Annotated in this window: 26 protein-coding genes and 1 pseudogene; 18 read left to right on the plus strand and 9 right to left on the minus strand. The window is 39.2% G+C overall.

Going from position 1 to position 26,497, the window contains the following annotated elements; genetic code table 11:
• Positions 1-190: 190 nt before the first annotated feature.
• The 3 genes and pseudogenes from QP437_RS04530 (at position 191) to QP437_RS04540 (ending at position 1,679) form a co-directional block, all read left to right on the plus strand.
• Positions 191-781, plus strand: a complete 591-nt coding sequence (locus QP437_RS04530) for a hypothetical protein (RefSeq protein WP_285267097.1) — start codon at positions 191-193, stop codon at positions 779-781.
• Positions 771-854, plus strand: a pseudogene (locus tag QP437_RS04535) (serine O-acetyltransferase); the annotation flags it as partial. The gene QP437_RS04530 and the pseudogene QP437_RS04535, both read left to right, overlap by 11 nt.
• Before the next feature lie 9 nt (positions 855-863).
• Entirely contained in the window at positions 864-1,679 is an 816-nt protein-coding gene (locus QP437_RS04540; protein WP_285267098.1) for a shikimate 5-dehydrogenase, read from the plus strand.
• A gap of 46 nt (positions 1,680-1,725) precedes the next feature.
• On the opposite strand, the gene udp is transcribed toward QP437_RS04540, so the two are convergent.
• Both udp and QP437_RS04550 read right to left on the minus strand, forming a co-directional pair.
• Positions 1,726-2,484, minus strand: coding sequence for a uridine phosphorylase (gene udp / locus QP437_RS04545; RefSeq protein WP_049381954.1), 759 nt, complete (start codon positions 2,482-2,484; stop codon positions 1,726-1,728).
• Between the two features lie 49 nt (positions 2,485-2,533).
• Positions 2,534-4,033 (minus strand): helicase HerA-like C-terminal domain-containing protein, encoded by a 1,500-nt coding sequence (locus QP437_RS04550; RefSeq protein WP_285267099.1) that lies wholly within the window; start codon positions 4,031-4,033, stop codon positions 2,534-2,536.
• 122 nt (positions 4,034-4,155) lie between these two features.
• Between QP437_RS04550 and QP437_RS04555 the strand changes: the two genes are divergently transcribed.
• The 7 genes from QP437_RS04555 (at position 4,156) to ppx (ending at position 13,931) form a co-directional block, all read left to right on the plus strand.
• Entirely contained in the window at positions 4,156-4,833 is a 678-nt protein-coding gene (locus QP437_RS04555; protein WP_285267100.1) for an MOSC domain-containing protein, read from the plus strand.
• Complete coding sequence (locus QP437_RS04560; protein ID WP_285267101.1) at positions 4,823-5,296, plus strand: YchJ family protein; 474 nt, start codon at positions 4,823-4,825, stop codon at positions 5,294-5,296. The genes QP437_RS04555 and QP437_RS04560 overlap by 11 nt, the downstream gene beginning before the upstream one ends.
• Entirely contained in the window at positions 5,296-6,120 is an 825-nt protein-coding gene (locus QP437_RS04565; RefSeq protein ID WP_285267102.1) for a virulence factor BrkB family protein, read from the plus strand. The genes QP437_RS04560 and QP437_RS04565 overlap by 1 nt, the downstream gene beginning before the upstream one ends.
• Positions 6,117-6,551, plus strand: coding sequence for a D-aminoacyl-tRNA deacylase (gene dtd / locus QP437_RS04570; protein ID WP_285267103.1), 435 nt, complete (start codon positions 6,117-6,119; stop codon positions 6,549-6,551). Before QP437_RS04565 ends, dtd begins: the two co-directional genes overlap by 4 nt.
• Before the next feature lie 187 nt (positions 6,552-6,738).
• Positions 6,739-8,475: an autotransporter assembly complex family protein gene (locus tag QP437_RS04575; protein WP_285267104.1), complete on the plus strand. Its 1,737-nt coding sequence runs from the start codon at positions 6,739-6,741 to the stop codon at positions 8,473-8,475.
• Positions 8,476-8,484: 9 nt separating this feature from the next.
• Positions 8,485-12,378, plus strand: coding sequence for a translocation/assembly module TamB domain-containing protein (locus tag QP437_RS04580; protein WP_285267105.1), 3,894 nt, complete (start codon positions 8,485-8,487; stop codon positions 12,376-12,378).
• Positions 12,379-12,386: 8 nt separating this feature from the next.
• A complete protein-coding gene (ppx, locus tag QP437_RS04585) occupies positions 12,387-13,931 on the plus strand; it encodes an exopolyphosphatase (RefSeq protein ID WP_285267106.1) in 1,545 nt (514 codons plus the stop codon).
• A 22-nt stretch (positions 13,932-13,953) separates the two neighbouring features.
• Here the strand turns inward: ppx and QP437_RS04590 are convergent, their stop codons facing one another.
• Positions 13,954-14,319 (minus strand): PRD domain-containing protein, encoded by a 366-nt coding sequence (locus QP437_RS04590; RefSeq protein WP_285267107.1) that lies wholly within the window; start codon positions 14,317-14,319, stop codon positions 13,954-13,956.
• A 111-nt stretch (positions 14,320-14,430) separates the two neighbouring features.
• Between QP437_RS04590 and QP437_RS04595 the strand changes: the two genes are divergently transcribed.
• The 4 genes from QP437_RS04595 (at position 14,431) to purT (ending at position 17,460) form a co-directional block, all read left to right on the plus strand.
• Positions 14,431-15,030: a beta-phosphoglucomutase family hydrolase gene (locus tag QP437_RS04595; protein WP_285267108.1), complete on the plus strand. Its 600-nt coding sequence runs from the start codon at positions 14,431-14,433 to the stop codon at positions 15,028-15,030.
• Positions 15,030-15,509: a YqaA family protein gene (locus QP437_RS04600; protein ID WP_285267109.1), complete on the plus strand. Its 480-nt coding sequence runs from the start codon at positions 15,030-15,032 to the stop codon at positions 15,507-15,509. Before QP437_RS04595 ends, QP437_RS04600 begins: the two co-directional genes overlap by 1 nt.
• A 256-nt stretch (positions 15,510-15,765) precedes the next feature.
• A complete protein-coding gene (gene luxS / locus QP437_RS04605) occupies positions 15,766-16,269 on the plus strand; it encodes an S-ribosylhomocysteine lyase (RefSeq protein WP_285267110.1) in 504 nt (167 codons plus the stop codon).
• A 9-nt stretch (positions 16,270-16,278) separates the two neighbouring features.
• Positions 16,279-17,460, plus strand: a complete 1,182-nt coding sequence (gene purT, locus QP437_RS04610; RefSeq protein WP_285267111.1) for a formate-dependent phosphoribosylglycinamide formyltransferase — start codon at positions 16,279-16,281, stop codon at positions 17,458-17,460.
• A 320-nt stretch (positions 17,461-17,780) separates the two neighbouring features.
• Here the strand turns inward: purT and QP437_RS04615 are convergent, their stop codons facing one another.
• Positions 17,781-18,008: a hypothetical protein gene (locus tag QP437_RS04615; RefSeq protein WP_285267112.1), complete on the minus strand. Its 228-nt coding sequence runs from the start codon at positions 18,006-18,008 to the stop codon at positions 17,781-17,783.
• A 191-nt stretch (positions 18,009-18,199) separates the two neighbouring features.
• On the opposite strand from QP437_RS04615, the gene QP437_RS04620 reads away from it, so the two are divergent.
• From QP437_RS04620 to QP437_RS04630, 3 genes are all read left to right on the plus strand, one after another.
• Positions 18,200-18,877, plus strand: coding sequence for a transcriptional regulator (locus QP437_RS04620; RefSeq protein ID WP_285267113.1), 678 nt, complete (start codon positions 18,200-18,202; stop codon positions 18,875-18,877).
• Positions 18,878-19,086: 209 nt separating this feature from the next.
• Positions 19,087-19,500: a hypothetical protein gene (locus tag QP437_RS04625; RefSeq protein ID WP_285267114.1), complete on the plus strand. Its 414-nt coding sequence runs from the start codon at positions 19,087-19,089 to the stop codon at positions 19,498-19,500.
• Between the two features lie 28 nt (positions 19,501-19,528).
• Complete coding sequence (locus tag QP437_RS04630) at positions 19,529-19,960, plus strand: hypothetical protein (protein WP_285267115.1); 432 nt, start codon at positions 19,529-19,531, stop codon at positions 19,958-19,960.
• Between the two features lie 85 nt (positions 19,961-20,045).
• Here QP437_RS04630 and QP437_RS04635 read toward each other — a convergent pair whose 3' ends face one another.
• The 4 genes from QP437_RS04635 to QP437_RS04650 form a co-directional block, all read right to left on the minus strand.
• A complete protein-coding gene (locus QP437_RS04635) occupies positions 20,046-21,260 on the minus strand; it encodes an aromatic amino acid transporter (RefSeq protein ID WP_285267116.1) in 1,215 nt (404 codons plus the stop codon).
• A gap of 162 nt (positions 21,261-21,422) precedes the next feature.
• On the minus strand, positions 21,423-22,799 hold the full coding sequence (locus QP437_RS04640; RefSeq protein ID WP_285267117.1) for a tyrosine phenol-lyase: 1,377 nt from the start codon (positions 22,797-22,799) through the stop codon (positions 21,423-21,425).
• A 499-nt stretch (positions 22,800-23,298) separates the two neighbouring features.
• Complete coding sequence (locus QP437_RS04645; RefSeq protein WP_285267118.1) at positions 23,299-23,565, minus strand: hypothetical protein; 267 nt, start codon at positions 23,563-23,565, stop codon at positions 23,299-23,301.
• Positions 23,566-23,894: 329 nt separating this feature from the next.
• Entirely contained in the window at positions 23,895-24,170 is a 276-nt protein-coding gene (locus tag QP437_RS04650; RefSeq protein WP_285267119.1) for a hypothetical protein, read from the minus strand.
• A 352-nt stretch (positions 24,171-24,522) separates the two neighbouring features.
• Here QP437_RS04650 and QP437_RS04655 point away from each other — a divergent pair, with 352 nt between their 5' ends.
• The gene (locus tag QP437_RS04655) at positions 24,523-24,831 is read left to right on the plus strand and encodes a hypothetical protein (RefSeq protein ID WP_285267120.1); all 309 of its coding nucleotides are present in this window, start codon (positions 24,523-24,525) and stop codon (positions 24,829-24,831) included.
• Between the two features lie 86 nt (positions 24,832-24,917).
• On the opposite strand, the gene QP437_RS04660 is transcribed toward QP437_RS04655, so the two are convergent.
• The gene (locus QP437_RS04660; RefSeq protein ID WP_197545052.1) at positions 24,918-26,372 is read right to left on the minus strand and encodes a DASS family sodium-coupled anion symporter; all 1,455 of its coding nucleotides are present in this window, start codon (positions 26,370-26,372) and stop codon (positions 24,918-24,920) included.
• Positions 26,373-26,497 lie beyond the last annotated feature (125 nt).

Genomic DNA, 26,497 nt, shown 5'->3' on the forward strand with positions numbered 1-26,497 from the left:
TAATATGGTTGCTATCCTTAACTTATATAATTTATACAGGGACATTCTTTACACTTTTTGTGCTGTTTAGCGTAATACGTCACCCAGTATCTTCATTAAAGTATCATATATACCGACCAAATTGAAATAAACCAATATTTTATCGATAACGATATAAATATTTAAAAATATTTATAAGAAAGGCAAACATATGATAGAGGAAAAAAAGTATCCAAAAATTTTGATAAATGAGAATTTTTTAGTATATGGTAGCATTTTTATATCAGTATTGTTTGTTCTCATAGTCATTTTTTTTAATAATATTCCAATAACTGATTTTGAAGTATTCATTGATACGTATTTAATAAAAGGGAATGGAGTATACTCTCATATATACTCCTTTCAATCTGAAGTAATTTCAAATTTATCAATGATAATAGCTCCTTTGTTTGCTATTTATACTGTATTGACTTCAAAGCTTACTTATTTATCTGAACGTGAAATGATTGATTCTGGTATTACAATAGAGAAAAGTATAATAAAAACCATACTGAGAAAACTAGTCTTCATCATATCATTACTGCTTCTTGTAGCAACATTTATATTTTTGACATACATCGATAGCTGGGATCTTCAAGCTGTAGAAACTAATACATTATTTATTACCGATAATGTTGTATGTTTATTGTTCTTAAATTGTGTATTTTGCATCGGAACGCTTTTCGCTCTTACTTTTCTATTTAGTGTAGTATTACACCCTATAACTTTTTTAAGATATCATTACCAATCTCCTTTTAATTAAAGACAAAGCGGCAAAACCAGCTTTTGAAATGAATCAATATTTTATTGATGATGATATAAATTTGAATATTTAAGACCAAAATATGATTAACAAAGACACCCAACTTTGCATGTCTCTTTCTGGTAGACCAGGCAATTTTGGCACAACATTTCATAACTATCTGTATCAAAAACTCGGGCTGAATTTTATCTATAAAGCCTTTACCACCACAGATATTGAAAGCGCAGTCAAAGGCATTCGTGCACTTGGTATTCGAGGCTGTGCTGTTTCGATGCCATTTAAAGAAAGCTGTATGCCATTTTTAGATGAAATCTCGCCTTCCGCACAAGCCATTCAGTCCGTGAACACCATTGTGAATGATCAAGGGTTTCTTCGTGCTTACAACACCGACTATATTGCCATTGTTAAACTTATCGAAGAATATCAATTAGATAAAAAGAGTCGAGTGATTGTCAGAGGCAGTGGTGGTATGGCTAAAGCGGTCGTCGCAGCCTTTAAAAACAGCGGATTTGAGCATCTGAAGATTTTTGCTCGAAATGAAAAAACAGGTAAAAATTTAGCCGCACTTTATGACTATGAATATATCCCATCTTTAGACTATCAATCGGCAGACATTTTAGTCAATGTCACGCCAATTGGGATGAAGGGGGGAAAAGAAGAATTTGATCTCGCCTTTCCTGAAAATCTTATTCAACAAGCTCAAACCGCTTTTGATGTGGTGGCAATTCCTGCTGAAACACCCTTTATCCAATTTGCTCAACAGCAAGGTAAACAAACGATTTCTGGTGCAGAAGTGATTGTGCTACAAGCTGTCGAACAATTTGAGCTCTACACTGGGGTTCGACCTGATGACCAATTAGTCGCAGAAGCCGCAGCTTTTGCTCGAAAAAATAGTTAAAAAAAGAACCGCACTTTTAAAAAGTGCGGCTCTTTTTATCTGAGTTTTACGCTAACAATTTTCTTGCAGCTTCCACTACGACTGATACTGCTTTGTCTTCCGTATCTTTCATGGTTGCTTCATTTGGAATTTCTTGTTGTGTACGGTTCACAATCACACCCGCCACCATACCAGCTCGTAAGCCAAGAGCGTTACACATCGTGAATAACGTCGCAGATTCCATCTCATAGTTCATTACATTGAGATCTTGCCATTGTTTTAGCAAGCCTTGGTAATCGCGATACACTTTACCGCTATACGTATCATAACGTTCTTGACCTGGATAGAAGGTATCTGAAGAGGCTGTAATTCCTACAAATGGCTCAATTCCTTTTTCTTTAGCTGCATTGAAAAGCGCCGTGGTACATTCAAAATTTGCCACTGCTGGATATTCAATTGGCGCAAAGTGACGGCTTGCGCCATCAAGGCGGACTGCACCCGTTGTAACAAGAACATCACCCACATTAATGTGTGGTTGAATTGCGCCTGTTGTACCAATACGTAAGAATGTACGCACGCCAAGCTGAGCCAGCTCTTCCACACAGATAGACGTAGAAGGGCCACCAATACCGGTTGAACATACGACTACCGGTTGACCATTTAAATAGCCTAACCAAGAAGTGTATTCGCGTGTGCTTGCAAGAAACTCTGGGTTCTCAAGCTTTTTAGCAATACGTTCACTACGCGCAGGATCACCTGGCACGATAGCTAATGTGGCACCTTTCAGTTGTGCTTTAGTCAGGTTTAAGTGAAATACATCAGACATAACAATCTCCTTTTTATCATTATTGCCGCAAAGTGCAGTCAAATTTTCGTTATTTTTTCAATGCCCCTAAGATACCACGCATGATTTGTTTGGTCACTTCATTACGAATATTGCGACCAACTGATTTTGCCACGCTATTCACAATTTGTTCTGTCGGAGAAAGTTTATCCCCGCGTTTTTGTGTTCCAAAAATCATACGGCTTAAGCTACCAAATAAACCGCTCTCTTCCTCTTGCTGTGCTTGTTCAGCTTGTTTTTGTTGCACTGCTGCTAAATCCGCTTGAGCATTTAATACTTCGAAAGCCGACTCATTATCCACATAATCTTTATAGAAGGCATAAAGCTCATCGTCTTTCACCCACGCAGCACGCTCTTCTTCAGTAATCGGTGCAAGTTGGCTTTTCGGCGGGTAAACATACGCCACTTCAACTGGCGCAGGCATACCTTTTTCATCTAAGAATGAAATCAATGCTTGCCCCACACCTAAGGTTGAAATGGTCTCAACCACATTGACAGCAGGATTAGAACGGAACGTTTCTGCCGCAGATTTCACTGCTTTTTGATCGCGTGGTGTAAAAGCGCGTAGCGCGTGTTGAACACGGTTACCTAATTGCCCTAACACCGTATCCGGTAAATCTAATGGATTTTGGGTCACAAAATAAATCCCCACACCTTTAGAACGAATCAAGCGAACTACTTGTTCCACTTTATCCACCAACACACTTGGTGCACCATCAAAGAGTAAATGCGCTTCATCGAAGAACATCACAAATTTTGGTTTATCCGGGTCGCCGACTTCAGGTAATTGTTCAAATAATTCAGACATCAACCAAAGCAAGAATGCGCTATACATTCTTGGGGAATTAATTAATTTTTCAGAATTTAAAACATTAATCACGCCACGACCATCACGAGTTTGTAACCAATCTTCAAGATTTAATGCTGGTTCACCAAAAAGATTTGTCGCCCCTTCATTTTCAAGGGTCAATAAAGCACGTTGAATCGCGCCCACACTTGCAGCTGATACGTTGCCATATTCTACTTGGAACGATTTCGCATTTTCTGCCACAAATTTAAGCATTGCACGCAAGTCTTTCAGATCGATAAGCAATAAACCTCTATCATCGGCCACACGGAATACAAGGTTTAATAAGCCTTCTTGGGTTGCATTTAAATTTAATAAACGGGAAAGTAATAATGGTCCCATTTCAGAAATCGTGGTGCGAAGCGGGATACCGGTTTCACCGAATACATCCCAAAATGACACAGGATAGCCATTTAAATAACTCTCGCCCCCTAAATCAAATTGTTCAATGCGTTCTGCTACTTTGCCACTAAATGTGCCAGCTTTTACTAAACCAGACAAATCGCCTTTTACATCCACTAAAAAAACCGGCACACCATCATCACTGAACGCCTCTGCCATTTTACGTAATGTCACGGTTTTCCCCGTCCCTGTCGCTCCAGCGATCAGGCCATGACGGTTTGCCATTTTTGCGGTAATGCCAAGGGTTTGACCTTGTTCGCTACGCGCGAGAGAATATTGCATAAAGATTCCTTTGTTTTGTTGGTTTTATTTAAGCGAATAATAAGGAAAAAACGAAGTGCGGTCAAAATTTAAGTGATTTTACGGTATAATTTCTCAAAACTAACTCAAAGCAGGAAAAATAGATGTCAAACGCAAAAATTCTTATTATTAAAACAGGATTGATAGAAACCTTAACGTTCCCTGATGGTAGCTCATATGAAAGCGCGATTCGTAAAAAACCAGTATCCATGGTGAAAGTGCATGCGCTTGGCGCAGAAGGCAATGATGTCGGTTTAAAAGCCCATCACGGTGGTGTTGATAAAGCCTTGTTTTTTATGTCTGATGTGTCTTTCCCTGCTTTAAACGAGCTACTTGGTGAAAAGTTTGATTTTCACGGTAGCGCGATTTACGGTGAAAACTTTGTGGTATCCGGCTTGCATGAAGATAATGTTTGCGTAGGCGATCGTTACAAAATTGGCTCTACTCTGTTAGAAGTGTCTCAACCACGTAAACCTTGCGAACGTTTATCTCATAATACCAAGAATGAGAATACAAGAGAGGTTATTCGTCAGTCAGGTTGGACAGGTTGGTATGTGCGCGTGATTGAAGAAGGGGAAATTCATCAAGGTGATGAACTCATTTTGCAACATCGACCTTACCCTGAATGGACAATTCGTCGTTTAAACACACAACTCTCCGCGCCTTCAAGTATTGCAGAACTAGAAGAAGCCTTAGCCATTGAAGAATTAGCGCCTGCGTTTAAACGTTCGATCAATTCACAATTACATAATTTACAACAGGCGGCTAAAAATGTCGGCTAAAACGACCGCACTTTGCCCATGCCAATCTTCACTTTCTTATAAAGATTGCTGCGGACGCTTTCATTCAGGCAATATGTTTCCAGAAACAGCGGAACAACTTATGCGTTCCCGCTATTCAGCGTTTGTGCTCAAAAATATCCCCTATATTGTGCAAAGCACTGTGCCAAGCCAACAAGCGTTATTAGATCAAAAAGCCTTGCAAGATTGGGCTGATGAAACACAATGGCTCGGTTTAGAGATTGTCAAAACAGAAACCTTAACCAAAATACAAAGTGCGGTTGAATTTAAGGCGCATTTTCAAGGTAGCGAACAGCCACAAGTGCATCACGAACATTCTATTTTTGTAAAAATTGATGGCCGTTGGTATTTTGTTGACCCCACTGTGCCGCTCCCAAGTAATAAACAACCTTGTGTTTGTGGTTCAGGGAAGAAATTTAAACATTGTTGCGGAGGCTTGCTCTAATGACCTTAACGTCTTTTCTCGCATTATTTTGGCAGCGTTCTCAAGAAAACAAATTAACGCAAGCTGCTGGTTCACTCACCTACAGCACCATGCTCGCCATCGTGCCGTTAATTATGGTGGTGTTTTCGATTTTTTCCGCCTTTCCTGTCTTTAACGAAGTAACCGGGGCATTGAAAGAATTCATCTTCACCAATTTCGCCCCTTCCGCAAGTGATGTTGCGGGGCAGTATATTGATGAATTCGTCCATAATTCTAAGCAAATGAGCGCTGTGGGGATTGTGAGTTTGATTTTAGTCGCATTAATGCTCATTAACTCCATCGACCGTACACTTAATAGCATTTGGCAAGACACCAGTAATCGCCCGATTTTTACGTCATTTGCTATTTATTGGCTCATTTTAACGCTCGGTCCACTTTTAATCGGTACCAGCATTGCCGCAAGTTCATACGTCAAAGCCATGTTCGAGCAATCGGAAACGCTCTCTTTTGGCCTAAAACTGCTCAGTTTTGTGCCATTTCTTTCTACTTGGTTTATCTTCACGCTCATTTATATGATCGTGCCAAATAAGAAAGTGAGCATCAAACACTCCGCAGCAGGCGCATTAATTGCCGCGATTTTCTTTACCTTAGGGAAACAGGCCTTTGCTTGGTACATTACGACATTCCCGTCTTACCAATTAATTTACGGTGCCATGGCAACACTACCCATTATGTTATTGTGGATTCAAATCAGCTGGACAGTGGTGTTATTCGGCGCACAATTAGCCGCAGTACTTGCAGAAGAGCGGTCAATGGATCAAACGAATTTAGAGGAAGTAAAATGATTGCGTTAATTCAGCGTGTTACGCAGGCTAAAGTGGAAGTTGAAGGTCAAATTATGGGGCAAATCGGCAAAGGATTATTGGTTTTATTAGGCGTAGAAAAAGAAGATGATCAAGCCAAAGCGGATAAACTCGCCGAGAAAGTATTAAACTACCGTATTTTCAGCGATGAAAATGACAAAATGAATTTAAACGTGCAGCAAATCGGTGGTGAAGTGCTTGTGGTATCCCAATTTACTTTAGCCGCTGACACGCAAAAAGGCTTACGACCAAGTTTCTCAAAAGGTGCTGCACCTGCATTGGCTAACGAATTGTATGGCTATTTTTCGCAAAAATGTGCAGAAAAAGTCACTGTTGCCAACGGACAATTTGCGGCTGATATGCAAGTGAGCCTCACCAATGATGGTCCAGTTACATTTTGGTTAAATGTCTGAATAAAGAGAACAATCACTATTTTTTCAAAGCAAAGGAAACTCTTTCTTTGATCGCATTGTCGTATTAACGCTCAAATGTATATAACAATTTTAAATCCCATCCATAATTGCATTGGTAATCCCCTTATTTTATGGGTAAACTAAGGCGGTTTGATGTGGATCTTCTTAAAGTTTAGCTTGTAATAAAATGAAAAAAATTTCGTTAAAAATAACCGCTCTTTTGCTTGGATGGATGAGTTTTTCAGCCCTTGCAGAACAAACCGTGGATATTGAGATCCGCGGAATCAAAGGTGAACGTGCCATTCGCAATACTGATATGAATGTCAAACTCATTGATAAAGGTGAAATGGACGGTTCAGATCGGTATAAACAATTAGTTTCAGATGCTGTCGATAAAGGCCTTCGAGTCTTCGGTTATTATGGTTCTTCAGTCACCTTTGAATTGAAAAAACGCAAAGGTCAACGAGACTTACTCATTGCTAATGTAAAACCCGGTGAACCAAGTAAAATTGCGGGAACAGACGTTGAAATTATAGGTGAAGCGGCAGAAGACGAAAACTTCACAGCACTCCGTAAAAACTTGCCAAAACAAGGTGAGTTAGTTGAGCATCAAAAATACGATGACTATAAAAGCAGCATTTCAAACCTTGCCCTTGCTCGTGGTTATCTTGACGGAAAATTCCAAATTTCTCGCTTAGAAATCAGCCCTGAAACCCATGAAGCATGGTGGCGTATGCTGTTTGATAGTGGTGTGCGTTATCATTATGGCAACATCACATTCAACCATTCCCAAATTCGCGAAGACTATTTGCAAAATATGCTCAACATTAAATCAGGCGATCCTTATTTAGTCCGCGATTTATCTGAATTAACTAACGATTTCTCTTCTACCAACTGGTTTAGCTCAGTGCTTTTACAGCCTCACGTCCGCGAAGAAGAAAAATTAGTGGATATCGAACTTTTACTTTATCCACGTAAGAAAAACTCAATGGAGCTTGGGGTCGGTTTTGCAACCGATACAGGCCCTCATGTCCAAATTGGTTGGACAAAACCTTGGATTAATAGCCGAGGCCATAGTTTCCGTACAAATCTTTACGTCTCTGCGCCAAAGCAAAACTTTGAAGCCACTTATAAAATACCATTGTTGAAAAATCCATTAAATTATTATTATGAATTTTCAACCGGTTATGAAAAAGAAAATAAAAATGATACGGATACCAAAACGCTCACTTTTGCTGCATTACGTTATTGGAATAATAAAGAAGGTTGGCAATATTTTGCGGGTCTTCGTGTCCGTTACGACAGCTTTACGCAAGCTAATTTCACCGATAAAACTCTCCTTGTTTATCCAACCGGAGGTTTTAGCCGGACTCGTTTAAAAGGCGGTCAATTCCCAACATGGGGAGATACCCAAAAAATCACGGTTGATTTAGGGAATAAGCTTTGGATATCAGAAGCCAATTTCTTTAAAATTCAAGCTTCCACAGCGTGGATTCGTACTTATGCAGAAAATCACCGTTTTATTACCCGTGCAGAAATTGGTTATTTAAATACCGCGGATATTCGTAAAATTCCACCTGCATTGCGTTTCTTTGTTGGGGGCGATCGCAGCGTGCGAGGTTATGGCTACAAGAAAATTTCACCGAAAAATAAAGAGGGGAAATTAGTCGGTGGCTCTCGCTTAGTAACAGGTAGCCTTGAATATCAATATCAAGTTTACCCAAATTGGTGGGGAGCGTTATTTGCGGATACTGGCTTAGCCGCTGATGCTTACAAAGCAAATGAGTTACGCTACGGTGCAGGTTTCGGTGTGCGTTGGGCATCGCCAGTTGGCGCTATCAAATTTGATATTGCGACGCCAGTTCGAGATAAAGATAACAGCAAAAACATTCAATTTTACATTGGCTTAGGGGCTGAAATTTAGGGTATGACTATGTCTGAACAAGAAAAACAACCAGATAACCAAACGACACAACCCGTTAAAAAGAAAAAGACCTGCCGTAAAATTTTATGTGTCGGAAGTGCGGTCATTTTTATCCCTGTTTTAGGCTTAGTCACTGCACTTTCTTTTGATAGTGGGCAACGTGCAATTATTCAACTCGCCGATAAAATGCTCGATAGCTTATCTATTGAGCAAGTCAGCGGTGGCTTACAAGATGGTTTAGTCTTAGAAAATTTACGTTTTCAAACAACCGGCGTAGATGTGGCTCTTCCTAAAACGCGCTTACAACTAAATTTAGCTCGTTTACTGTCGGGAGATATTATTGTTGATGATCTCAGCTTAACGCAGCCGAAAATTGCCATTGATACCAGTGTTATGCCGCCTTCTGAAGAGAAAGAAACAGAAAGTGGCCCAATGGAAAAAATCCATTTACCGGTTTCTGTACAAGTGAAAAATGTGGCGATTACTGACTTTGATATGAAACTCGATCAAAGCAATATTACGTTTTCGTCATTTCAAAGTGCGGTCAGTTTAAACAATGAATCAGGCCTTACTCTTGAACCCACCACGCTTTCAGATGTGCTTTTCTCAACGGTCTCCCAAACTCAACCGAATCCCTCTCAGCCTGAGAAAAAAGAACCTGCTAAACCCGTTGATTGGGCACAAATTGAGCAAACACTCACACCCGCTTTTTTAGGTAATTTAAATACGGTGAACTTGCCTTTTGATATGCACATTCCAAGTGTTTTGGGTACAAACTGGCAATATCAATCGCTCAATGAAAAAGGCGAAGAAACCCAAAAAATCACTGTGCCTAAAGTGGAATTACAAGCGGATGCCACCGATCATTTAGTTAAATTACAAAAACTCGACATTGACAGCTCTCTTGGTACACTTTCTAGCCAAGGACAACTCCAGCTCAATGAAGATTTTCCTGTTGATCTCACATTAAAATCTGATCTCCAAGCCTTTAAATCAAAAGATAAAACTATTCTGCCAGCCAGCAAAGTTGATCTCAATTTATCGGGTTCATTGAAAAAAACGACCGCACTTTCGTTAACCACACAAGGCGTACTTGATGCGACCTTAACGGGTGATGTGAAACTGGCTGAAGATAAAATGCCATTAAATCTGCAGTTAAAAGCGAAAAAAGGTCAATACGCTTTTGCAGATAGCCTTGCACCGCTCAAAATTAACGATGTCGATATCAAGCTCACGGGCGATTTATTGAATTATCACGCAGAGGTTGTCGGTGGTGTGGACGGTATGGAGCATATCCCTCACACCCATATTAATTTGAATGCAGACGGTAAACTCTATGAAGTTACCATCAACGAATTAAAACTTGCTGCCCTCGATGGTACGGCACGTTTAACGGGTTCCTCAAACTGGAAAGATGGCGCGCAATGGGATGTGACCGCTGATTTAAACAAAATGAACATTCGCCCTTATGTACCTGCCATGCCAGCTGTATTATCGGGCAAAGTAAGCTCAAAAGGTTCCGCTGATTCCAATCATTGGAAAGTGGATGTACCAGCCGTGGATTTAACGGGTAGTCTCTCTTCTCGCCAATTAAGCTTAAAAGGAAGTGCCTTTTTAAGTAATGAAACCTTATTAAACATTCCTGATTTATTGCTGAACTATGGCGACAACCGCATTGCGGCAAAAGGTATATTAGGTGATAAATCAAACCTAGATTTAGATATCAACGCACCAAGCTTACGTGGTCTGTGGCAAGATTTAGCGGGTTCCGTGGTCGGCAAAGCACAAATCTTAGGCAAACTTACTGCGCCAACCATTAATACCGATTTAACGGCACAAGGCTTGCACTTCCAAGGGTTAGACTTATCTAAAGCCGTAATTAAAGGTAATGTTGTGAGTGAACCGCAAGTGAAAGGTGAACTTAACGTCAAAGCGGAAAACTTCCGCTATGGCGACAGCATTAAATTGCATAATATTGATTTGAATGCATCGGGTGATGAAAAACATCATACGATTAACTTAAAGTCAAAAGGTGAACCTGTTGCAGCTGATTTACAAATCACTGGTAATTTTGACCGCACTTCTCAGCAGTGGAAAGGCAATTTAAGCCAAGTGAGCCTAAACTCACCTATCGGCGATTTTAAAGTGAATCAAACCGTTCCCGTGACTTATGACAATAAAAAAATCCAAGCCACCATCGGGTCACACTGCTGGATTAACCAAGATTTAGATTTGTGTTTCCCACAACAATTTACTGCAGGGAAAAACGGCGAAGTTCCTTTTGAGCTTAAACGCATTAATTTAGATTTAGTGAATAGATTGATGGAACAAAACACGCTCAAAGGCCAGTTACAAAGCCGAGGTAAAGTGGCATGGTTCACAGATAAACCATTACAACTAAATGTGGCAGTGGAAGGCAATAACATTGGTGTGGCACAAAAATTAGACTACCGCACCTTTAAGCTAGATATTCCTAAATTAAGTGTGAGTGCCGATATTCAAAATAACAATTTAACCCTGAAATCGGACATTAACGTTCAGAATCAAGGTCGAATTGGCACGGACTTAAAAATTAATGATTTAAGTAAAGCCCGACAATTAGGCGGTACCTTCACCATTGAAGGTTTACGCTTATCTTTAGCGAATCAACTTTTCTCTAGCGGGGAAAGCATGGATGGTGAAGTGGTCTCTCGCTTAAGTTTCGGTGGCAATTTAGAAAAGCCATTATTAAATGGTAATTTTGATATCCGCAATGTAAAAACAAAACTGAAAAGCCTGCCTTTTGACGTAACTGATGGTCAAGTGGCAATCCGCTTTAATGGCACCTCTTCAACCTTAAATGGCCATGTTCAAACACCAGATAGTAAGCTAAATATTAATGGACAAGCCAACTGGGCTAACATAGATAACTGGACGGCAGAAGTTAGAGCGCAAGCGGATAATTTCAAAGTCGATATTCCGTCTATGGCGAAATTAAAAGTCAGCCCGAATGTGGTTGTCAAAGCCTCACCAAAACTCTTAGATTTGAGTGGTAATGTAGATATTCCGTGGGCAAGAATTGCCATTGAAAGCTTACCGGACAATGCTGAACCAGTGAGTGAAGACGAAGTGATTTTAAATGGCCCAAGAAAAAGTGAAGAAGAGCTCATTAATCGCCAATTTGCTTCAGAAACCAAATCGGGTATGCAAATTCAATCTGATTTAAAAATTAAAATCGGCGATGATGTGCATTTAAATGCCTATGGTTTAAAAACGAATTTGGATGGTTTACTTTCTGTGAAACAGGATAAAGGCAAATTAGGTTTATTTGGTCAAATTAACCTGAAAAATGGTCGTTATGCCTCTTTTGGACAGGACTTATTAATTCGTAAAGGCCAAATCAGTTTCTCCGGTTTACCTTCACAACCGATGTTAAATATTGAGGCAATTCGTAACCCAGAAGCCATGGAAGACAATAAGGTCACAGCAGGGGTAAAAGTGATTGGTATGGCATCTAGCCCACAAGTCACGATTTTCTCTGATCCAGCGAAATCTCAAGACCAGGCACTTTCTTATTTATTAACCGGCCGCTCATTAGAAAACAGCGGTGAAGCAGGCTCTAGTGGTTCTGTGGGTGCGGCATTACTCGGCTTAGGTTTAGCGAAAAGTGGTAAAGTCGTCGGCGGTATTGGCGAAGCCTTTGGTATTCAAGACTTAAACTTAGGCACAGCCGGTGTTGGGGATAGCTCCAAAGTACAAGTTAGTGGTAATATTGGTAAACGCTTACAAGTGAAATACGGTGTAGGATTGTTTGATGGCTTAGCCGAAGTGACCTTGCGTTACCGCTTAATGCCGCAGCTTTATTTCCAATCGGTTTCCAGTACAAACCAAGTTTTTGATTTATTGTATCAATTTGAATTTTAGGAAAGGACATGCATAACGACAAGCAACTGGCTCAACTCGCAGAACCTCATCACCGAGGTGAGGCCCGGGAGATTGCTGCCATTGATTTAGGCTCAAACAGCTTCCACATGATTGTGGCGCGTATTATCAATGGTTCGATTCAGGTGCTTTCTCGTTTAAAACAAAAAGTGAGACTTGCCGACGGCTTAGACGAGCACAATGTATTAAGTCAAGAAGCCATTGAGCGTGGTGTAAATTGCCTTGCGCTTTTTGCTGAACGCTTACAAGGCTTTGAGCCGAAAGATGTGAATGTCGTAGGCACTTATACCCTACGAAGAGCGGTCAATAATGACGAATTTTTACGTCAGGCTGCCACTGTCTTTCCTTATCCCATTAATATCATCAGCGGTCAAACTGAAGCCAAAACCATTTATGCGGGTGTTTGCCACACTCAACCTGAAAGCGGACGTAAACTGGTCATTGATATTGGTGGTGGCTCGACCGAAATGATCATCGGTGATGATTTCACCCCCTTAGTGGCTGAAAGCCGTCACATGGGCTGTGTGAGCTTTGCAAAAAAATTCTTCCCGAATGGCGAAATTTCAAAAGAAAACTTCGAGCAAGCTCGCCAAAGTGCGGTCAATAAAATTGAAGATTTAAGCTGGGAATATCGCAAACTCGGTTGGCAATCAGTGTTAGGTTCATCAGGCACCATCAAAACCGTCTATCAAGTGATTACTGCAACTCTTGACCCGAACGGCATCATCACGGCTGAACGCTTACAAAATTTAATTGAACGAACCTTACAAGCTTCCCATTTTGAAGAGCTCAATATCACGGGATTAAATCCTGATCGCGTGGATGTATTTGTGCCAGGCTTAGCCATTTTAAGTGCCGTTTTTGATGTTTTTGGCTTAGAAAATATGCGCTATTCTGACGGCGCTTTGCGTGAAGGGGTAATTTACAGCTTAGAAAAAAACTTCCAAGTTTCAGACATCCGTACACGTACCGCATTAGGGCTTGCCGAACAATTTAACTTAGATTTGGCGCAAGCCGATCGCGTAGCCAATAGTACAAAAACCTTAATTGACCAATACACCCATTGGCAAAAACCACATCTCGCTGATGAAATGAAAAACCTGCTGATTTGGGCGGCACGTTTATTGGAAGTGGGCATCGTAATCAATCATCGAAATGTGCAAAAACATTCCGCTTATATTCTGCAAAATATGGAATTACCAGGTTTTGATCGCGAGCAACAACGCTTATTGGTGAATTTAGTTCGTTATCATACCAGCTCATTTAAGAAAAATGATTTACCGATTTTTGCTCGTTATGCAGATGAAGATGTCCTTGTTTTACTGCTTCTTTTACGCATTTCAGTGATTTTAAATAAATCTCGCCAAGCGACAGACAGCACGGACAAAATTAGTCTCAGAATTGACCGCTCTTTGCAGACTTGGGAACTGACTTTTGAGAAACATTATTTGGATAACAATCCGTTAGTGTGGAATGAATTGCGCTTAGAAAGCAATTTACTCAAAGATTTAGAACTCAGTTTGATTTTTAACTGATAGAATAGGGGCTTTCATGCCCTTATTTTTTATCTTGCTCCAATAGCAAGCTATAAATATTGGCTAAATAATAGCTCTGCTCGGCTTCGGGAATTTCTTGCGGAATAAAAGAAAGCAAATCGTGGTGTATTTCCAAAACATCAGGGAAAATGGCCGCACTTTGCATTTCATCATAAAAAGGTTGATGAAGTGGGGAAACGCAACCGCCTCGTTTTAAGCGGGCAAGACTGTTGGCAATATGCAATAAGAGTGTGATGACGGTCGGAATAGACACATCAATGCGCCAATGGTGCTCTAGGCGACTTTGCAAAGTCAGAATAATATCAATAACTTCCTGATCAATCTGACCGCGAATTTTCCAACGGGTTAATTGTTTGAGTAACGACATAACATTCCTTTTTAAGATAGGATAACTTTACCGCTATTTCATAAAATTACCAGTGCACAGATCACAAAATTGAAACAAAGTGAAAAAATTTACGAACTAGGAAAGCAATAAATGATAGATAACAGACTTTTTGAAAAATATGATGGCTTGATTTTTGATATGGATGGCACCTTAATCGACACCATGCCAGTGCATGCACGCGCATGGAACCTAGTAGGGGAACAATTCGGTTATCGTTTTAACAGCCAAATTATGTATGATTTAGGTGGCGCAACCGTGAGCACTATCGCCTCAGCCATTATGCAAGATGCCGGTATGCCACAAGAACGTTTAAATGAAGTCATACAAGCGAAACGCAAACTTTCCTATGAATTGATTCCAACCGAATCAAAATTACTCCCGACCTTTGAAGTGGTGCGTCATTACTATCAACAAAAGCCAATTGCGCTTGGCTCTGGTTCGAACCGCCAAATCATTGATATGTTGATGCAAAAATTAGATATCAAACATTACTTTAACGCCATTGTCAGCGCTGATGATGTGAAAGAACACAAACCACATCCAGAAACCTTTTTACGCTGCGCAGAACTGGCAAAAGCTGAACCGTCACGCTGCATCGTCTTTGAAGATGCCGATCTCGGCGTAAAAGCGGGATTAAGTGCGGGGATGGATGTGTTTGATGTCAGAACACGCGAGATTATTAGAGCCTAATGTGGGACATTTTCTCTTTCAGCTTTTGGGCTGATTTCTGGCAAACCCATGGCTTATGGCTGATGTTTTTCAGCGCCTTCTTAAGTGCCACCATCTTGCCAGGTAATTCAGAAATTGTGTTTGTCTCCCTTGCTGCGCCAAAAGTATTGGTTGGGTCATTATTAAGTGCGGATATTTTTTGGCTTGTTTTTATAGCAACCTCAGGCAATACACTTGGCAGCCTCACCACTTACTGGATTGGGCGATGGTTTCCGAAAATTGACAGCAAAAATGACCGCACTTTATGGGCGATAAACAAAATACAACGCTATGGTGCCATTACTTTATTATTGAGCTGGTTGCCTATTATCGGGGATGTATTTTGTGCGGTAGCCGGTTGGCTTCGATTGAATTGGCTAAGTTGTTTGATTTTTATGACGATTGGAAAAGGACTACGTTATATTGCCCTGCTCTTTTTCAGTTTACCTTTCGTGTCATAGCCGAGAATAGCCTTTGTGCATAACGTGGTTGTGGGCTAGAATAAAGAGGAATTACTATTCAATAGATAAAAAAACGCCCCTTATCAAGTAAGGGGCAAATAACCTAAGGAACCAATTTTATTAAAACAACTGCAAGTTGCTTGTTCTATAAGACCGACGCTAAAAAGAAAAGTTCAAAGAAATTGTAAAAAAATGTAAAAAAATTTACAAAAACTTGCAATTAATTTACAAATCACTGATTTTCAAGGAAATAAATATGCCATTACTCGACAGTTTTAAAGTGGATCACACCCGTATGAACGCACCTGCCGTGCGTATTGCCAAAACGATGCGCACCCCAAAGGGCGATGACATCACTGTTTTTGATCTTCGTTTTTGCATTCCAAACAAAGAAATTCTCCCACCAAAAGGGATTCACACCCTTGAGCATTTATTTGCGGGCTTCATGCGTGACCATTTAAACAATGACAATGTGGAAATCATCGATATTTCCCCAATGGGCTGTCGCACAGGTTTTTACATGTCATTAATTGGCACACCAAACGAGCAACAAGTGGCTGATGCATGGTTAGCTTCCATGAAAGATATTTTAACCGTGCAAGATCAAAACCAAATTCCTGAATTAAACGAATACCAATGCGGAACTTACACCGAGCATTCTTTAGAAGAAGCACATGATATTGCTAAAAATGTGATTGCTCGCGGTGTGGGGATTAATAAAAATGACGATTTAGCACTTGATGAATCTTTCTTAAAATAAGGACACAACATGACAACCTTAGGTACAGCATTAACCCCGAATGCTATTAAAGTGATGATGCTTGGCTCTGGTGAACTGGGCAAAGAGGTGGTGATTGAATTACAACGTTTAGGCGTGGAAGTGATTGCCGTCGATCGTTATGAAAACGCCCCAGCACAACAAGTGGCACATCGTGCTTATACGATTTCCATGCTAGATGGTGCCGCACTCAAAGCCTTAGTGGAAAAAGAGCGCCCAGATTACATTGTGCCGGAAGTGGAAGCCATCGCGACTGATACGCTAGTGGAATTAGAACAAGCAGGTTTTAATGTTGTACCTACCGCCAAAGCCACCAAGCTTACGATGAATCGCGAAGGCATTCGCCGTTTAGCCGCTGAAGAGCTTAAATTGCCAACTTCGCCTTATCAATTTGTCGATAACTTTGCTGACTTCCAAAGTGCGGTTGAAAAAATCGGTATTCCTTGCGTGGTGAAACCAATTATGTCTTCTTCTGGCCACGGTCAAAGTATTTTGAAATCCAAAGATGACTTACAAAAAGCCTGGGATTACGCTCAACAAGGTGGTCGCGCAGGCGCTGGACGCGTGATTGTAGAAGGGTTTGTTAAATTCGATTATGAAATCACCTTGCTCACCGTTCGCCACATCAACGGCACCAGCTTCTTAGCGCCAATCGGCCATCGTCAAGAAGATGGCGACTATCGCGAATCTTGGCAGCCACAAGCCATGTCTGATGCAGCCTTGAAAAAAGCCCAAGACGTGGCAGAGAAAATCACCACCGCATTAGGTGGTCGTGGCATTTTCGGCGTGGAAATGTTTGTATGTGGTGATGAGGTGATCTTCAATGAAGTCTCCCCCCGCCCACATGATACCGGTATGGTCACGCTGATTTCTCAAGAACTATCCGAATTCGCCTTACACGCCCGTGCGATTTTAGGCCTACCGATTCCAGAAATCACTCTTATTAGCCCATCCGCTTCCAAAGCGATTGTGGTCGAAGGTCAATCGAAAAACGTGCAATTTGGCAATATCGCCGAAGTGTTAGCTGAACCGAACACCAATATTCGCATTTTCGGCAAAGGCGAAGTCAATGGCCATCGCCGTTTAGGTGTCTTACTCGCTCGTGATATTTCCGTAGAAAAAGCATTGGAAAAAGTAGAGCGAGCTTACGCGAAGTTAGATGTGAAATTATAAGATTTGCTTAACATAAATATCGTTGAAAATACAAAAGTGCGGTCAGTTTTTGAGAGGTTTTAAAACTCTTTGAAAATTGACCGCACTTTAATATCTTCTTAAATCATTAAACCACTATTGAGTACATTCCATAATTCACTCTGATTTCTTTAGATAAAACACTACCAATGCAATAAAAAGACTCACAGGATACCATTTTAATATAATTAAAATATTAACCTTAGAGAATTCAAAGTTAAACTTGTATAAAATAAGGACATAGACCATTGTTATAATATAAAAAGATACCTGAAAGATGGAGATAAGCTCTTTTTTTGTCATTATTCATTCCCTTTTTGAATTCGCTCATATACTTTTTCAAATAAATTAATAAAGGACTCGCGAACAATTGGTGAATATGGTTTATTACCCAACTTACTATCTAAAACGCTACCAACTATATTTCCTCCTGTAGTTTTAACTACATCATACTCTCCATTATCTTTATGCCTATCAGTTATCACACCTAACGCTATCGCCGGGATTATTGGCATACCTGCCGCTGCCAATAATAAACCTGTAACATAAGATACGAGAACCGCACACGAACAAAAATATTGAAAGAGTATAACATTATAAGATTCACCTAAAGCAAAACACCATAGATAATCTGCCGTTTTTTACAATGTATTTGCTATAAAAAATAAGTGCTATAAAATAGCCACAACAAGCAAATGGTAATTAATGAGATTGGCTCGATATGAACAATGTACAAAAGAAATATTTTATTGGTCTAACCCATTTTTTGGGAAGTGTTCTAGGCCCTAAATACGAAGTCGTATTTCATTCTTTTGATAAAAAGAAGGCTCATATGGAAGCCATTGCGAATAGCCACGTCAGTGGGAGAACACTTTCCTCGCCACTTAGTTCTTTTGGTTCTAGTTTGTTGCAGGATAAAGTGTATTTAGATAAAGATTTTATCTTTAACTACAAAGCGGTGGCAGATTCCGAAAAGGTCATTCGAGGTGCAACTTATTTCATTAAAAATGGGGATAAATTAGAAGGTATCCTTTGTATTAATCATGATACCTCTGAGTTGGTTGATGTGATGACCAAATTGATTTCGCTGGAAAACCTTGGAAACTTCGTCAATATTTTAGGTATTGATGCAGCCTTTGCTGAAGTGGAAGAGGCTGAGATTATTAATAAAGAAAAACTCGAGAACTCCATCGAAGATATCCTTTGTGAATACCTTGATTTCACCCTATTACATTCCGATAAACCACTCAGTTTAAGACAGCGGGAAAACGCCGTTCAAGTCTTATTTGATAAAGGGATTTTTAATATCAAAGGTGCCATTCCAATGGTCGCCAAATATTTGAAAATCTCAGAACCTAGCGTATATCGTTATCTCAAAGCAATCAAAAAGAAAGTATAGCGTTAGAATAACTGCCTAATTATGCTAAAAATGTGTATGAAGCAACGTTTCACACCCTACCTATCGCATTCTTTGTGTTCTTTTCATATTATTTAGAACAAGATAATTTTCCTCTGCAATTACCCAAAATAACAGAATGATTTCTTATCGGAAAATAGATTTTTATTGCTATAATGCCTTAAATTACTATCAATTAAAGGTATTTTAAGATGCAAAAAGGCACCATTATTTTAGGGTTATCTCTTCTTTTAACAGCTTGTGATTTAGGTTTTCCCAGAATGACTGTTAATTACGATAATTTACCTCAAGGGGAAATTAAAGAATATATTACGAAAAGATTTCCTAATGAGCCGGAAAAAGAAGCGCTAAGCAAATTAATTTATGCCAATTTAGATGGTGATAATCGTGCTGATAACATCAAAAAAACAGTTTCCCAAATGGGCATGACTTGTGAAGCAGGAAAAGAAATTTGCGAGTATTCAGGATATATTAGAACGAAACTTACTGGACATAGCTCAGGAAGTGGTCGAGCAAAACGCATTTATCATATTGTTATTTCACCTAAAAAAGGAATAGATTCGTTAGGTCTTGAATATCAAATTGTAGAAGATACTGAAAACTGAAACCCAAGAAATATAAAAGGTACTTAACATGAAAAAATTACTCACAATATCCCTTGCTCTACTTTCCCTAGTTTCAATTGGCTGCGAAGCGAGTGGCCATGAGAATCATTCTGGAATTCAATCTTCAATTTCAGACAGAAAAAGTAATGCAACAGATTTAAACTTAATGCTAGATGAGGTTTTTAAAACCCGTATTACTGACATTACAAGTCAACGTGCGGATGTTAGTCATATTGTCTCCAAATACCTTTATTCAGGAATGGATAAGAAAGAAATAAGCGATTTAATTTCGAACCAATTTGAAATTTTAGAAGAAACAGATAATAAACTATTTGCACTCTATAAAAAAGGTGAAGGTTACTTAGGTAATAGACGTGATTTTTATATTGAGTTGTTTTTTAGTAAAGAAGGAAAATTATTAAAAAATAAATCTTATTTAGATAAAAGCAACAATATCTAATCCATTCTTCATGCTCTTATATCAACAAAAAGTGCGGTTAAAAACACAGTGATTTTTAACCGCACTTTTTATTTTAAGCGTGTTATTAACCCACTACTGGAGGCAATACACCTAATTTAATTAGGAATGGGATACACACAATAATCGTCCCTAAAATTGAGACAAAGAGTAGAACCCCTGAACCACCAGGCACACGATAAGGTAAGTTTGGATGTTGATGGCGAGCTTTCCAGACTAATGCTGCCGGCAATACCACTGCATAGAAAGCAAACATTTGTCCTGCATAACCTAATGCAAGGATGAAGCCTTCTGGGTAGAAGAATGCAAAGAGCAATGGAGGAAGGAAAGTTAAGAAACCTAAACTTAAACGGTTTGCCGAAAAATTGAATACACGTTTTAACAAGTCGTCAATACATTCTAATAAACCGAGTGCCACCCCTAAGAATGAGGTAATCAGTGCTAAGGCAGAGAAGATTTTCACGACAGCCGCAATAATGGTACTGCCTGTAATCACACGAACCGCTTCAATCAATCCATTTAATGTTGGATCTTGATTAAGGATTTCTAAGAAGCGAGTTTGGCTTAATACACCATGAGTTGAAAATTGCCATAAGACATAACCCACTAATGTGATTGCAGAGCCCACAATAATCGAAAATCTTAAGGCTTTTACATCACCTTCTAAGTATTTATTTAAGCAAGGAATCGAACCATGGAAACCAAAAGCGGTAAAGAAAACTGGGCTAGCTGAAATCAATAAGGCTTTATCAATTGGCATGGCCATTAAGTTGTCGATTTTAATTTCGGGGATCATCAATCCAAGCACGATAAATAAAGCGGCAATCATCGCAATAAACAAGAAGCGATTTAGCGCATCCACAAAGCTTGTACCAATTGCCACGAAAACACCAAATAAGATTGTAAATGCAAGGATAGAACCTTTCATTTTCAAATCAGGAGCAGCAAAATCAGGTAAAGTTGAAGCAAGAATTGCACCACCACCGGTCACATAGGCGGAAAGCAATGCATAAAGGAAAATCATTAATACGCTGGTTGCGACAATTCGTCCTGGTCGACCAAAATATTGTGCAGCAAGTGTACCAATGCCGGCATCATGTTCAGCGGTTTGATAAACCTCAACAAATAATAATGCGCTATAAGTGAGTAGGATCCATAAAAGAATAAGTAGAACGACTGTAAACGTAAAACCTATTCCAGCAGATGTGAGAGGCATAGCAAGCATCCCTGCGCCAATCATCGTCCCTGAGGTAATTAAGGTACTTCCCAATGTTTTATTCATGAGTTTTCTCCTTTCCGATTATCGTAGAAAGGCTAGTCACTTCCTTACTTGACAATACAACAAACTACAATGTCATTAGAATGTTTTCGCATTTTTCTCATTAACCAAATGTTTTAGATACAAAAAGCCCTTACCTCGTTTCCGAAGTAAGGGCTAGTAGGCCTATTTTTGTTCAAAGCGTGCAGTGAAGAAACGTAATTGTTTTGGTTCATACACGAAACGAAGCCCTTTAATATCCTCTTTATGTTTGAATAAGTGGATAATACCATCAGCAACTAAATCCATGTGTGCATAGGTGTAAACACGACGTGGGATAGTAAGACGTACTGTCTCAAGTTTTGGATGGTGGTTTTCGCCAGTTTTGATATCACGACCAGCTGAAATAATACCACGTTCCATTGTACGTACACCGCACTCAACATAAATTGCTGCTGCTAATGCTTGTGCTGGGAAGTCTTCTTCTTGTTTCAAGTGTGGACAGAAACGACGAGCATCTAAGAACACTGCGTGACCACCAATTGGCTCAACAATCGGTACGCCTGCTGCTTTTAATTTTTCACCGAGGTAACGTACTTGTTTAACACGGTGTTCAATGTATTCTTCTTGAGTTGCTTCTTTCAAACCAATTGCCATCGCTTCCATATCGCGACCAGCCATACCACCGTAAGATGGCATACCTTCGAATACTACAACCAACTCTTTAGATTTCATGAACAATTCTTCATCATTCATACATAAGAAACCACCGATATTGGTTAAGCAGTCTTTTTTACCACTCATTGTACAGCCATCTGCGTAGCTGAACATTTCTTGAACGATAGATTTGATTGAGCGATCTTGATAACCTTCTTCTTGCTCTTTAATAAAGTATGCGTTTTCAATACAACGTGTTGCATCATAGAATACTTTAATGCCGTGTTTAGCTGTTAATTCACGAACGGCTTTCATGTTTGCGATAGAAACCGGTTGACCACCTGCTAAGTTTACAGTTACCGCTAAGCACACATAAGCAATATTTTCAGCACCTTTTTCATTAATTAAATTTTCTAATTTTTTAACATCAATATTACCTTTGAATGGGATATCTAATGTTGCATCATGCGCTTCATCACGAATGATATCGTAGAAAATACCGCCATTTGCTTCTTGGTGGAAACGTGTAGTGGTGAAATACATATTACCTGGTACGTATTGACCTGGTTTAATCGCGATACGAGAAAGAATGTTTTCTGCACCACGTCCTTGGTGAGTTGGCACAATATGTTTGAAGCCAAATAAATCTTGAACAGTTTCTTGTAAATGATAGAAGTTGCGGCTACCTGCATAAGCTTCATCACCCATCATAATACCAGCCCATTGACGGTCACTCATCGCGTTAGTGCCGCTATCAGTTAAAAGGTCAATGTAAACATCTTCTGAATCAAGTAAGAAGGTATTGAAACCTGCTTCTTTCATTGCTTTTTCACGTTCTGCTTTTGGTAGGATTGAAACTGGTTCAACACTTTTAATACGGAACGGTTCTGCTGGGTAGTATGCCATAATAAATCTCCTATTATGATTAGGTTTAAAGTCTAAATGATTATTAACCCGCTATTAAAAACATCTATCATCGAGTTGCAAGCATAGTACTGAATTTTTTTCTGCAATACTGTGATCAAAGTCACAAATCAATAAAATTTTATCAAATTTATATAAAAATATCTTTATTTGATAATTTTATATCAAAATATCATAAGCATACTGCTTCTTAGAGCAATTAAACAAGTCTGGAGGAACTATTCCGTTTTCTCAACAGAACAAGCGGGCATAGGAATGGTGTTGCAGGCGGAATTGATATGAGAGGGCATATTTCGGCAAAAGGAGCATCAAAAATACAAAAAGTGCGGTCAATTTCAAAGAGTTTTAAAACCTCTCAAAAATTGACCGCACTTTTTGTTATTCTATTTCAAGTAGTATGCTAAGAAAATTCTAATTTGTTATAAAAAAGACTAATACTTAACCTTAATAAGACTATAACTTTTGATAGCATACTTTTATCTTACTTTTTATCATCCATACATTTTAATGTAGCAAGACTTGCTTTTCCCCTTTCCTCAGCTGTTCCTCTTGGTAAATTTTTAGTTTTCTCATAGCATAGATCAAATTTTTTCTCCTCCTCTGGAGTCATGTCAGATATAACATCCCCATTCCAAAATCGAACAAAATAGCTATCAGAAGAAACACATGCTGTCAAAATACTACAAAGTAAAAAGATACAGAGATTTATCTTACTCATGTTTTCATCTCCCAATATTACTTTCATCATTCATATACCCTGTCTAGTTTTCTACCTACTATTTTTTAGAAAACGACTAAGATAAAAGCCAACTAATACAAAAATAAATGATGCTGGATACCACTTTAATATAGATAAAATTTTAACTTTAGAAAAATCAAAGTTAAACTTATATAGAGAATATAAAGCTGCCATAAAAATCAAAAATATTGACATTTTTATAATCTCAATGAAATCATTTTTTTTCATTATTTCTGTTCATTCTTAGATAGTGGTTTATTGGCCAATGAAGGTGTGTTTTGATCAAAAATTCAGTCTCAAATCAAAACATTAATTCAAAGATCTAATTCCCCACCTTGTTATTTTACTCTTACATCCTCATCAGTAAGCCATTCATACTTTTCAGGAAAATCTTTATATAACGGCGTTCCATTTACTCTCATACAATGAACAAAAATATCACTCATATTAACTCTATAAGTATCACCATATTTATGTTTTTTCTCATAAAACAATGGTTTATTTATTTTATTGCAGTATTGTTCATTTTTAACCCTCAATAACTTTGTTTCTTGAGGTTCATTTTCATAAAAAACTCTTCTTTCTTTATCAAGCTCAGCGGCATTATTCCTCACAGAATAATCTCCATTCCAAAACCTAACTATGGGATCATTGACATCTGAAGTACAAGAAGTCAGTAGTGTAAATAAAGGTATTAGTATATTTTTTTCATTTTCTTACTCATTATTTTATTACTTGAGACTTAACTTCAATTAGTGAAAATAGATTTTACAACATCTGACTGAATCACCAATTAAACCTCTCAACAATCATACCAAAAATTGTTCATTCTTAAACCAATTGAACGAGCCGTTTGAACTTACTAATTTTCCTCATAGTCAAAGCAATCGTAAAAGGAATGCTTTTACACGCCGGATTGCATAAGAGCTTAGGCTGCAATCCCGACAAAAATAGAGGAGTAGATTTATGAAATCTAAATTGATGAAAGGGTTAGTGATTGTTGCATTAGCAGGAAGCTTAACCGCTTGTGAAATGGACAGACAACAACGTCATACTGCAACAGGTGCAGCAATCGGTGGCGTAGCCGGTGGTTTATTAGGTGGTGATATTGCCACAACACTCGGCGGTGCAGCATTAGGTGGCGTAATCGGTAGTCAAGTGAACAAAGGCGGAGACTATGATGACAGAGAATATCGCCATCATAAAAAACATAAAAAACACCATCATCACCACAGAAAACACCGTGATTGGGATGATGACTGGGATGATGATTAAGCCAAAATACAGATAAAAATGACCGCACTTTTGAGATACATATCAAGTGCGGTCATTTTTTTAGGGATTTTATGAATTAATAGGGATTACCACCAGCCTAGTAGTTTCATCCATAATCCACCCACACCAAACCAAATGACTAATGAAAGGATGGAAACAATAAAGCTCACGCCCCACCATTGACCGGTTGAGTTATAACCTGAGCCGTATAGTGCTGGACCAGGACCACCTGCATATTGCGTTAAACTCATGGATAATGTTGAGGTATAACCTAAACCAATTGCAGCAATGATTGGCGGTGTACCCACAGCGATAGCCGCTGCCACGAAAGCAAGATACATTGCGGAAATATGTGCCATGGCTGAAGCAAAGAAATAGCGGGTATAGAAATACACCAACACTAAAATAGTAAAGGCAACTGGCCAGCTGAAATCGCCCACAGATGAAGAAATGTGGGTGGAAATCCAAGTGATTGCACCGTATTTATTAAGTGCATTTGCCATCATGACCAATACTGCAAACCAGAACATCGTATCCCATGCGGTGGTTTCTGCTACGATATTTTTCCAGCTCATAATATTGGTTAATAACAAAATCACCAAACCAATAAATGCGGAAATCGTTGCAGGGATATGGAAGACTAAATCACCCACCGTCCAAAGGAATAAAAGAAGAATAAAGTCTAGGGCAAGAATCCATTCCGCTTTGCTCATTGGGCCCATGCTTTTTAATTCTTCACGTGCCATTTCTGCCATTTTAGGCGTATCTTTTAATTCTGGCGGATAAATTAAATACACGAAATAAGGCAAGACGATCAAGCTCACAATACCCGGTACAATCGCCCCTAAGAACCATGTCATCCAAGTGATTTCCACACCTTGGCTTTTCGCGAGTTCTGCAATTAACGGGTTACCCGCCATGGCGGTTAAGAACATGGTACAAATAATGGTATCGATTTGAGAGACAGCAATCGCTAAGAAAGCACCTGCACGACGAGCAGTTGGACCAGGTTTGGACTCATATGCATCAGCAATAGATTGCATAATAGGGTACATAATACCGCCCCCACGCGCAGAAGCTGAAGGAATACCAGGACCGATAACAACATCAGCCAACGCCATACCATAGGCCACACCCATCATTTTTTTACCAAAACGACCAACGAAGTACAGCGCGATACGTTTACCTAAACCGGTTTTAATCACCGCGCGAGATAAAAACATAGCAATAGCAATCAACCAAATTGTGCCGTTTGCAAAACCGGATAACATGCCGACATCACCTTGTTTTGGCGAAATTGGCGTAAGCCCAGTCAAGCCACTAATCACTAAGGCAACTAGCGTTGCAGCACCCATAGGCATTGCTTTAGCGATAATAGCCACAATGGTTGCCACAAACAGTGCTAGCATTCCCCATGCTTTTGCGGATAAGCCTTCTGGCGTTGGGATTAACCAAATCCCTAAACCAACGATGACGGCAATCAACAGCCCTTGCCATTTAAAGCCTAGTTTGACTTCTACTGCTGGAATTTTACTTTCCATAGGATAACTCCTAGATAAATAATAAAAATAACGCATCACACATAACGACCGTGACACAATCGATTAAATAGTAATCATAAAGATACCACTTATTTGGTATGAGTAAAGATTTAAGGCGCGTTTTT

Source organism: Haemophilus sp. UMB1048, assembly GCF_030218125.1.
Lineage (GTDB): Bacteria > Pseudomonadota > Gammaproteobacteria > Enterobacterales > Pasteurellaceae > Haemophilus_D.

What these genes read in the sequence shown, in the direction of transcription:
- QP437_RS04550 (WP_285267099.1), bottom strand. Translation starts at nt 4,033, where the DNA reads ATGCAATATTCTCTCGCGCGTAGCGAACAAGGTCAAACCCTTGGCATT.
- QP437_RS04660 (WP_197545052.1), bottom strand. Translation starts at nt 26,372, where the DNA reads ATGGAAAGTAAAATTCCAGCAGTAGAAGTCAAACTAGGCTTTAAATGG.
- QP437_RS04555 (WP_285267100.1), top strand. Translation starts at nt 4,156, where the DNA reads ATGTCAAACGCAAAAATTCTTATTATTAAAACAGGATTGATAGAAACC.
- QP437_RS04595 (WP_285267108.1), top strand. Translation starts at nt 14,431, where the DNA reads ATGATAGATAACAGACTTTTTGAAAAATATGATGGCTTGATTTTTGAT.
- QP437_RS04600 (WP_285267109.1), top strand. Translation starts at nt 15,030, where the DNA reads ATGTGGGACATTTTCTCTTTCAGCTTTTGGGCTGATTTCTGGCAAACC.
- luxS (WP_285267110.1), top strand. Translation starts at nt 15,766, where the DNA reads ATGCCATTACTCGACAGTTTTAAAGTGGATCACACCCGTATGAACGCA.
- QP437_RS04655 (WP_285267120.1), top strand. Translation starts at nt 24,523, where the DNA reads ATGAAATCTAAATTGATGAAAGGGTTAGTGATTGTTGCATTAGCAGGA.
- QP437_RS04645 (WP_285267118.1), bottom strand. Translation starts at nt 23,565, where the DNA reads ATGATGAAAGTAATATTGGGAGATGAAAACATGAGTAAGATAAATCTC.
- QP437_RS04635 (WP_285267116.1), bottom strand. Translation starts at nt 21,260, where the DNA reads ATGAATAAAACATTGGGAAGTACCTTAATTACCTCAGGGACGATGATT.
- QP437_RS04580 (WP_285267105.1), top strand. Translation starts at nt 8,485, where the DNA reads ATGTCTGAACAAGAAAAACAACCAGATAACCAAACGACACAACCCGTT.
- QP437_RS04530 (WP_285267097.1), top strand. Translation starts at nt 191, where the DNA reads ATGATAGAGGAAAAAAAGTATCCAAAAATTTTGATAAATGAGAATTTT.
- QP437_RS04625 (WP_285267114.1), top strand. Translation starts at nt 19,087, where the DNA reads ATGCAAAAAGGCACCATTATTTTAGGGTTATCTCTTCTTTTAACAGCT.
- QP437_RS04590 (WP_285267107.1), bottom strand. Translation starts at nt 14,319, where the DNA reads ATGTCGTTACTCAAACAATTAACCCGTTGGAAAATTCGCGGTCAGATT.
- QP437_RS04540 (WP_285267098.1), top strand. Translation starts at nt 864, where the DNA reads ATGATTAACAAAGACACCCAACTTTGCATGTCTCTTTCTGGTAGACCA.
- udp (WP_049381954.1), bottom strand. Translation starts at nt 2,484, where the DNA reads ATGTCTGATGTATTTCACTTAAACCTGACTAAAGCACAACTGAAAGGT.
- purT (WP_285267111.1), top strand. Translation starts at nt 16,279, where the DNA reads ATGACAACCTTAGGTACAGCATTAACCCCGAATGCTATTAAAGTGATG.
- QP437_RS04575 (WP_285267104.1), top strand. Translation starts at nt 6,739, where the DNA reads ATGAAAAAAATTTCGTTAAAAATAACCGCTCTTTTGCTTGGATGGATG.
- QP437_RS04630 (WP_285267115.1), top strand. Translation starts at nt 19,529, where the DNA reads ATGAAAAAATTACTCACAATATCCCTTGCTCTACTTTCCCTAGTTTCA.
- dtd (WP_285267103.1), top strand. Translation starts at nt 6,117, where the DNA reads ATGATTGCGTTAATTCAGCGTGTTACGCAGGCTAAAGTGGAAGTTGAA.
- QP437_RS04640 (WP_285267117.1), bottom strand. Translation starts at nt 22,799, where the DNA reads ATGGCATACTACCCAGCAGAACCGTTCCGTATTAAAAGTGTTGAACCA.
- QP437_RS04560 (WP_285267101.1), top strand. Translation starts at nt 4,823, where the DNA reads ATGTCGGCTAAAACGACCGCACTTTGCCCATGCCAATCTTCACTTTCT.
- QP437_RS04565 (WP_285267102.1), top strand. Translation starts at nt 5,296, where the DNA reads ATGACCTTAACGTCTTTTCTCGCATTATTTTGGCAGCGTTCTCAAGAA.
- QP437_RS04620 (WP_285267113.1), top strand. Translation starts at nt 18,200, where the DNA reads ATGAACAATGTACAAAAGAAATATTTTATTGGTCTAACCCATTTTTTG.
- ppx (WP_285267106.1), top strand. Translation starts at nt 12,387, where the DNA reads ATGCATAACGACAAGCAACTGGCTCAACTCGCAGAACCTCATCACCGA.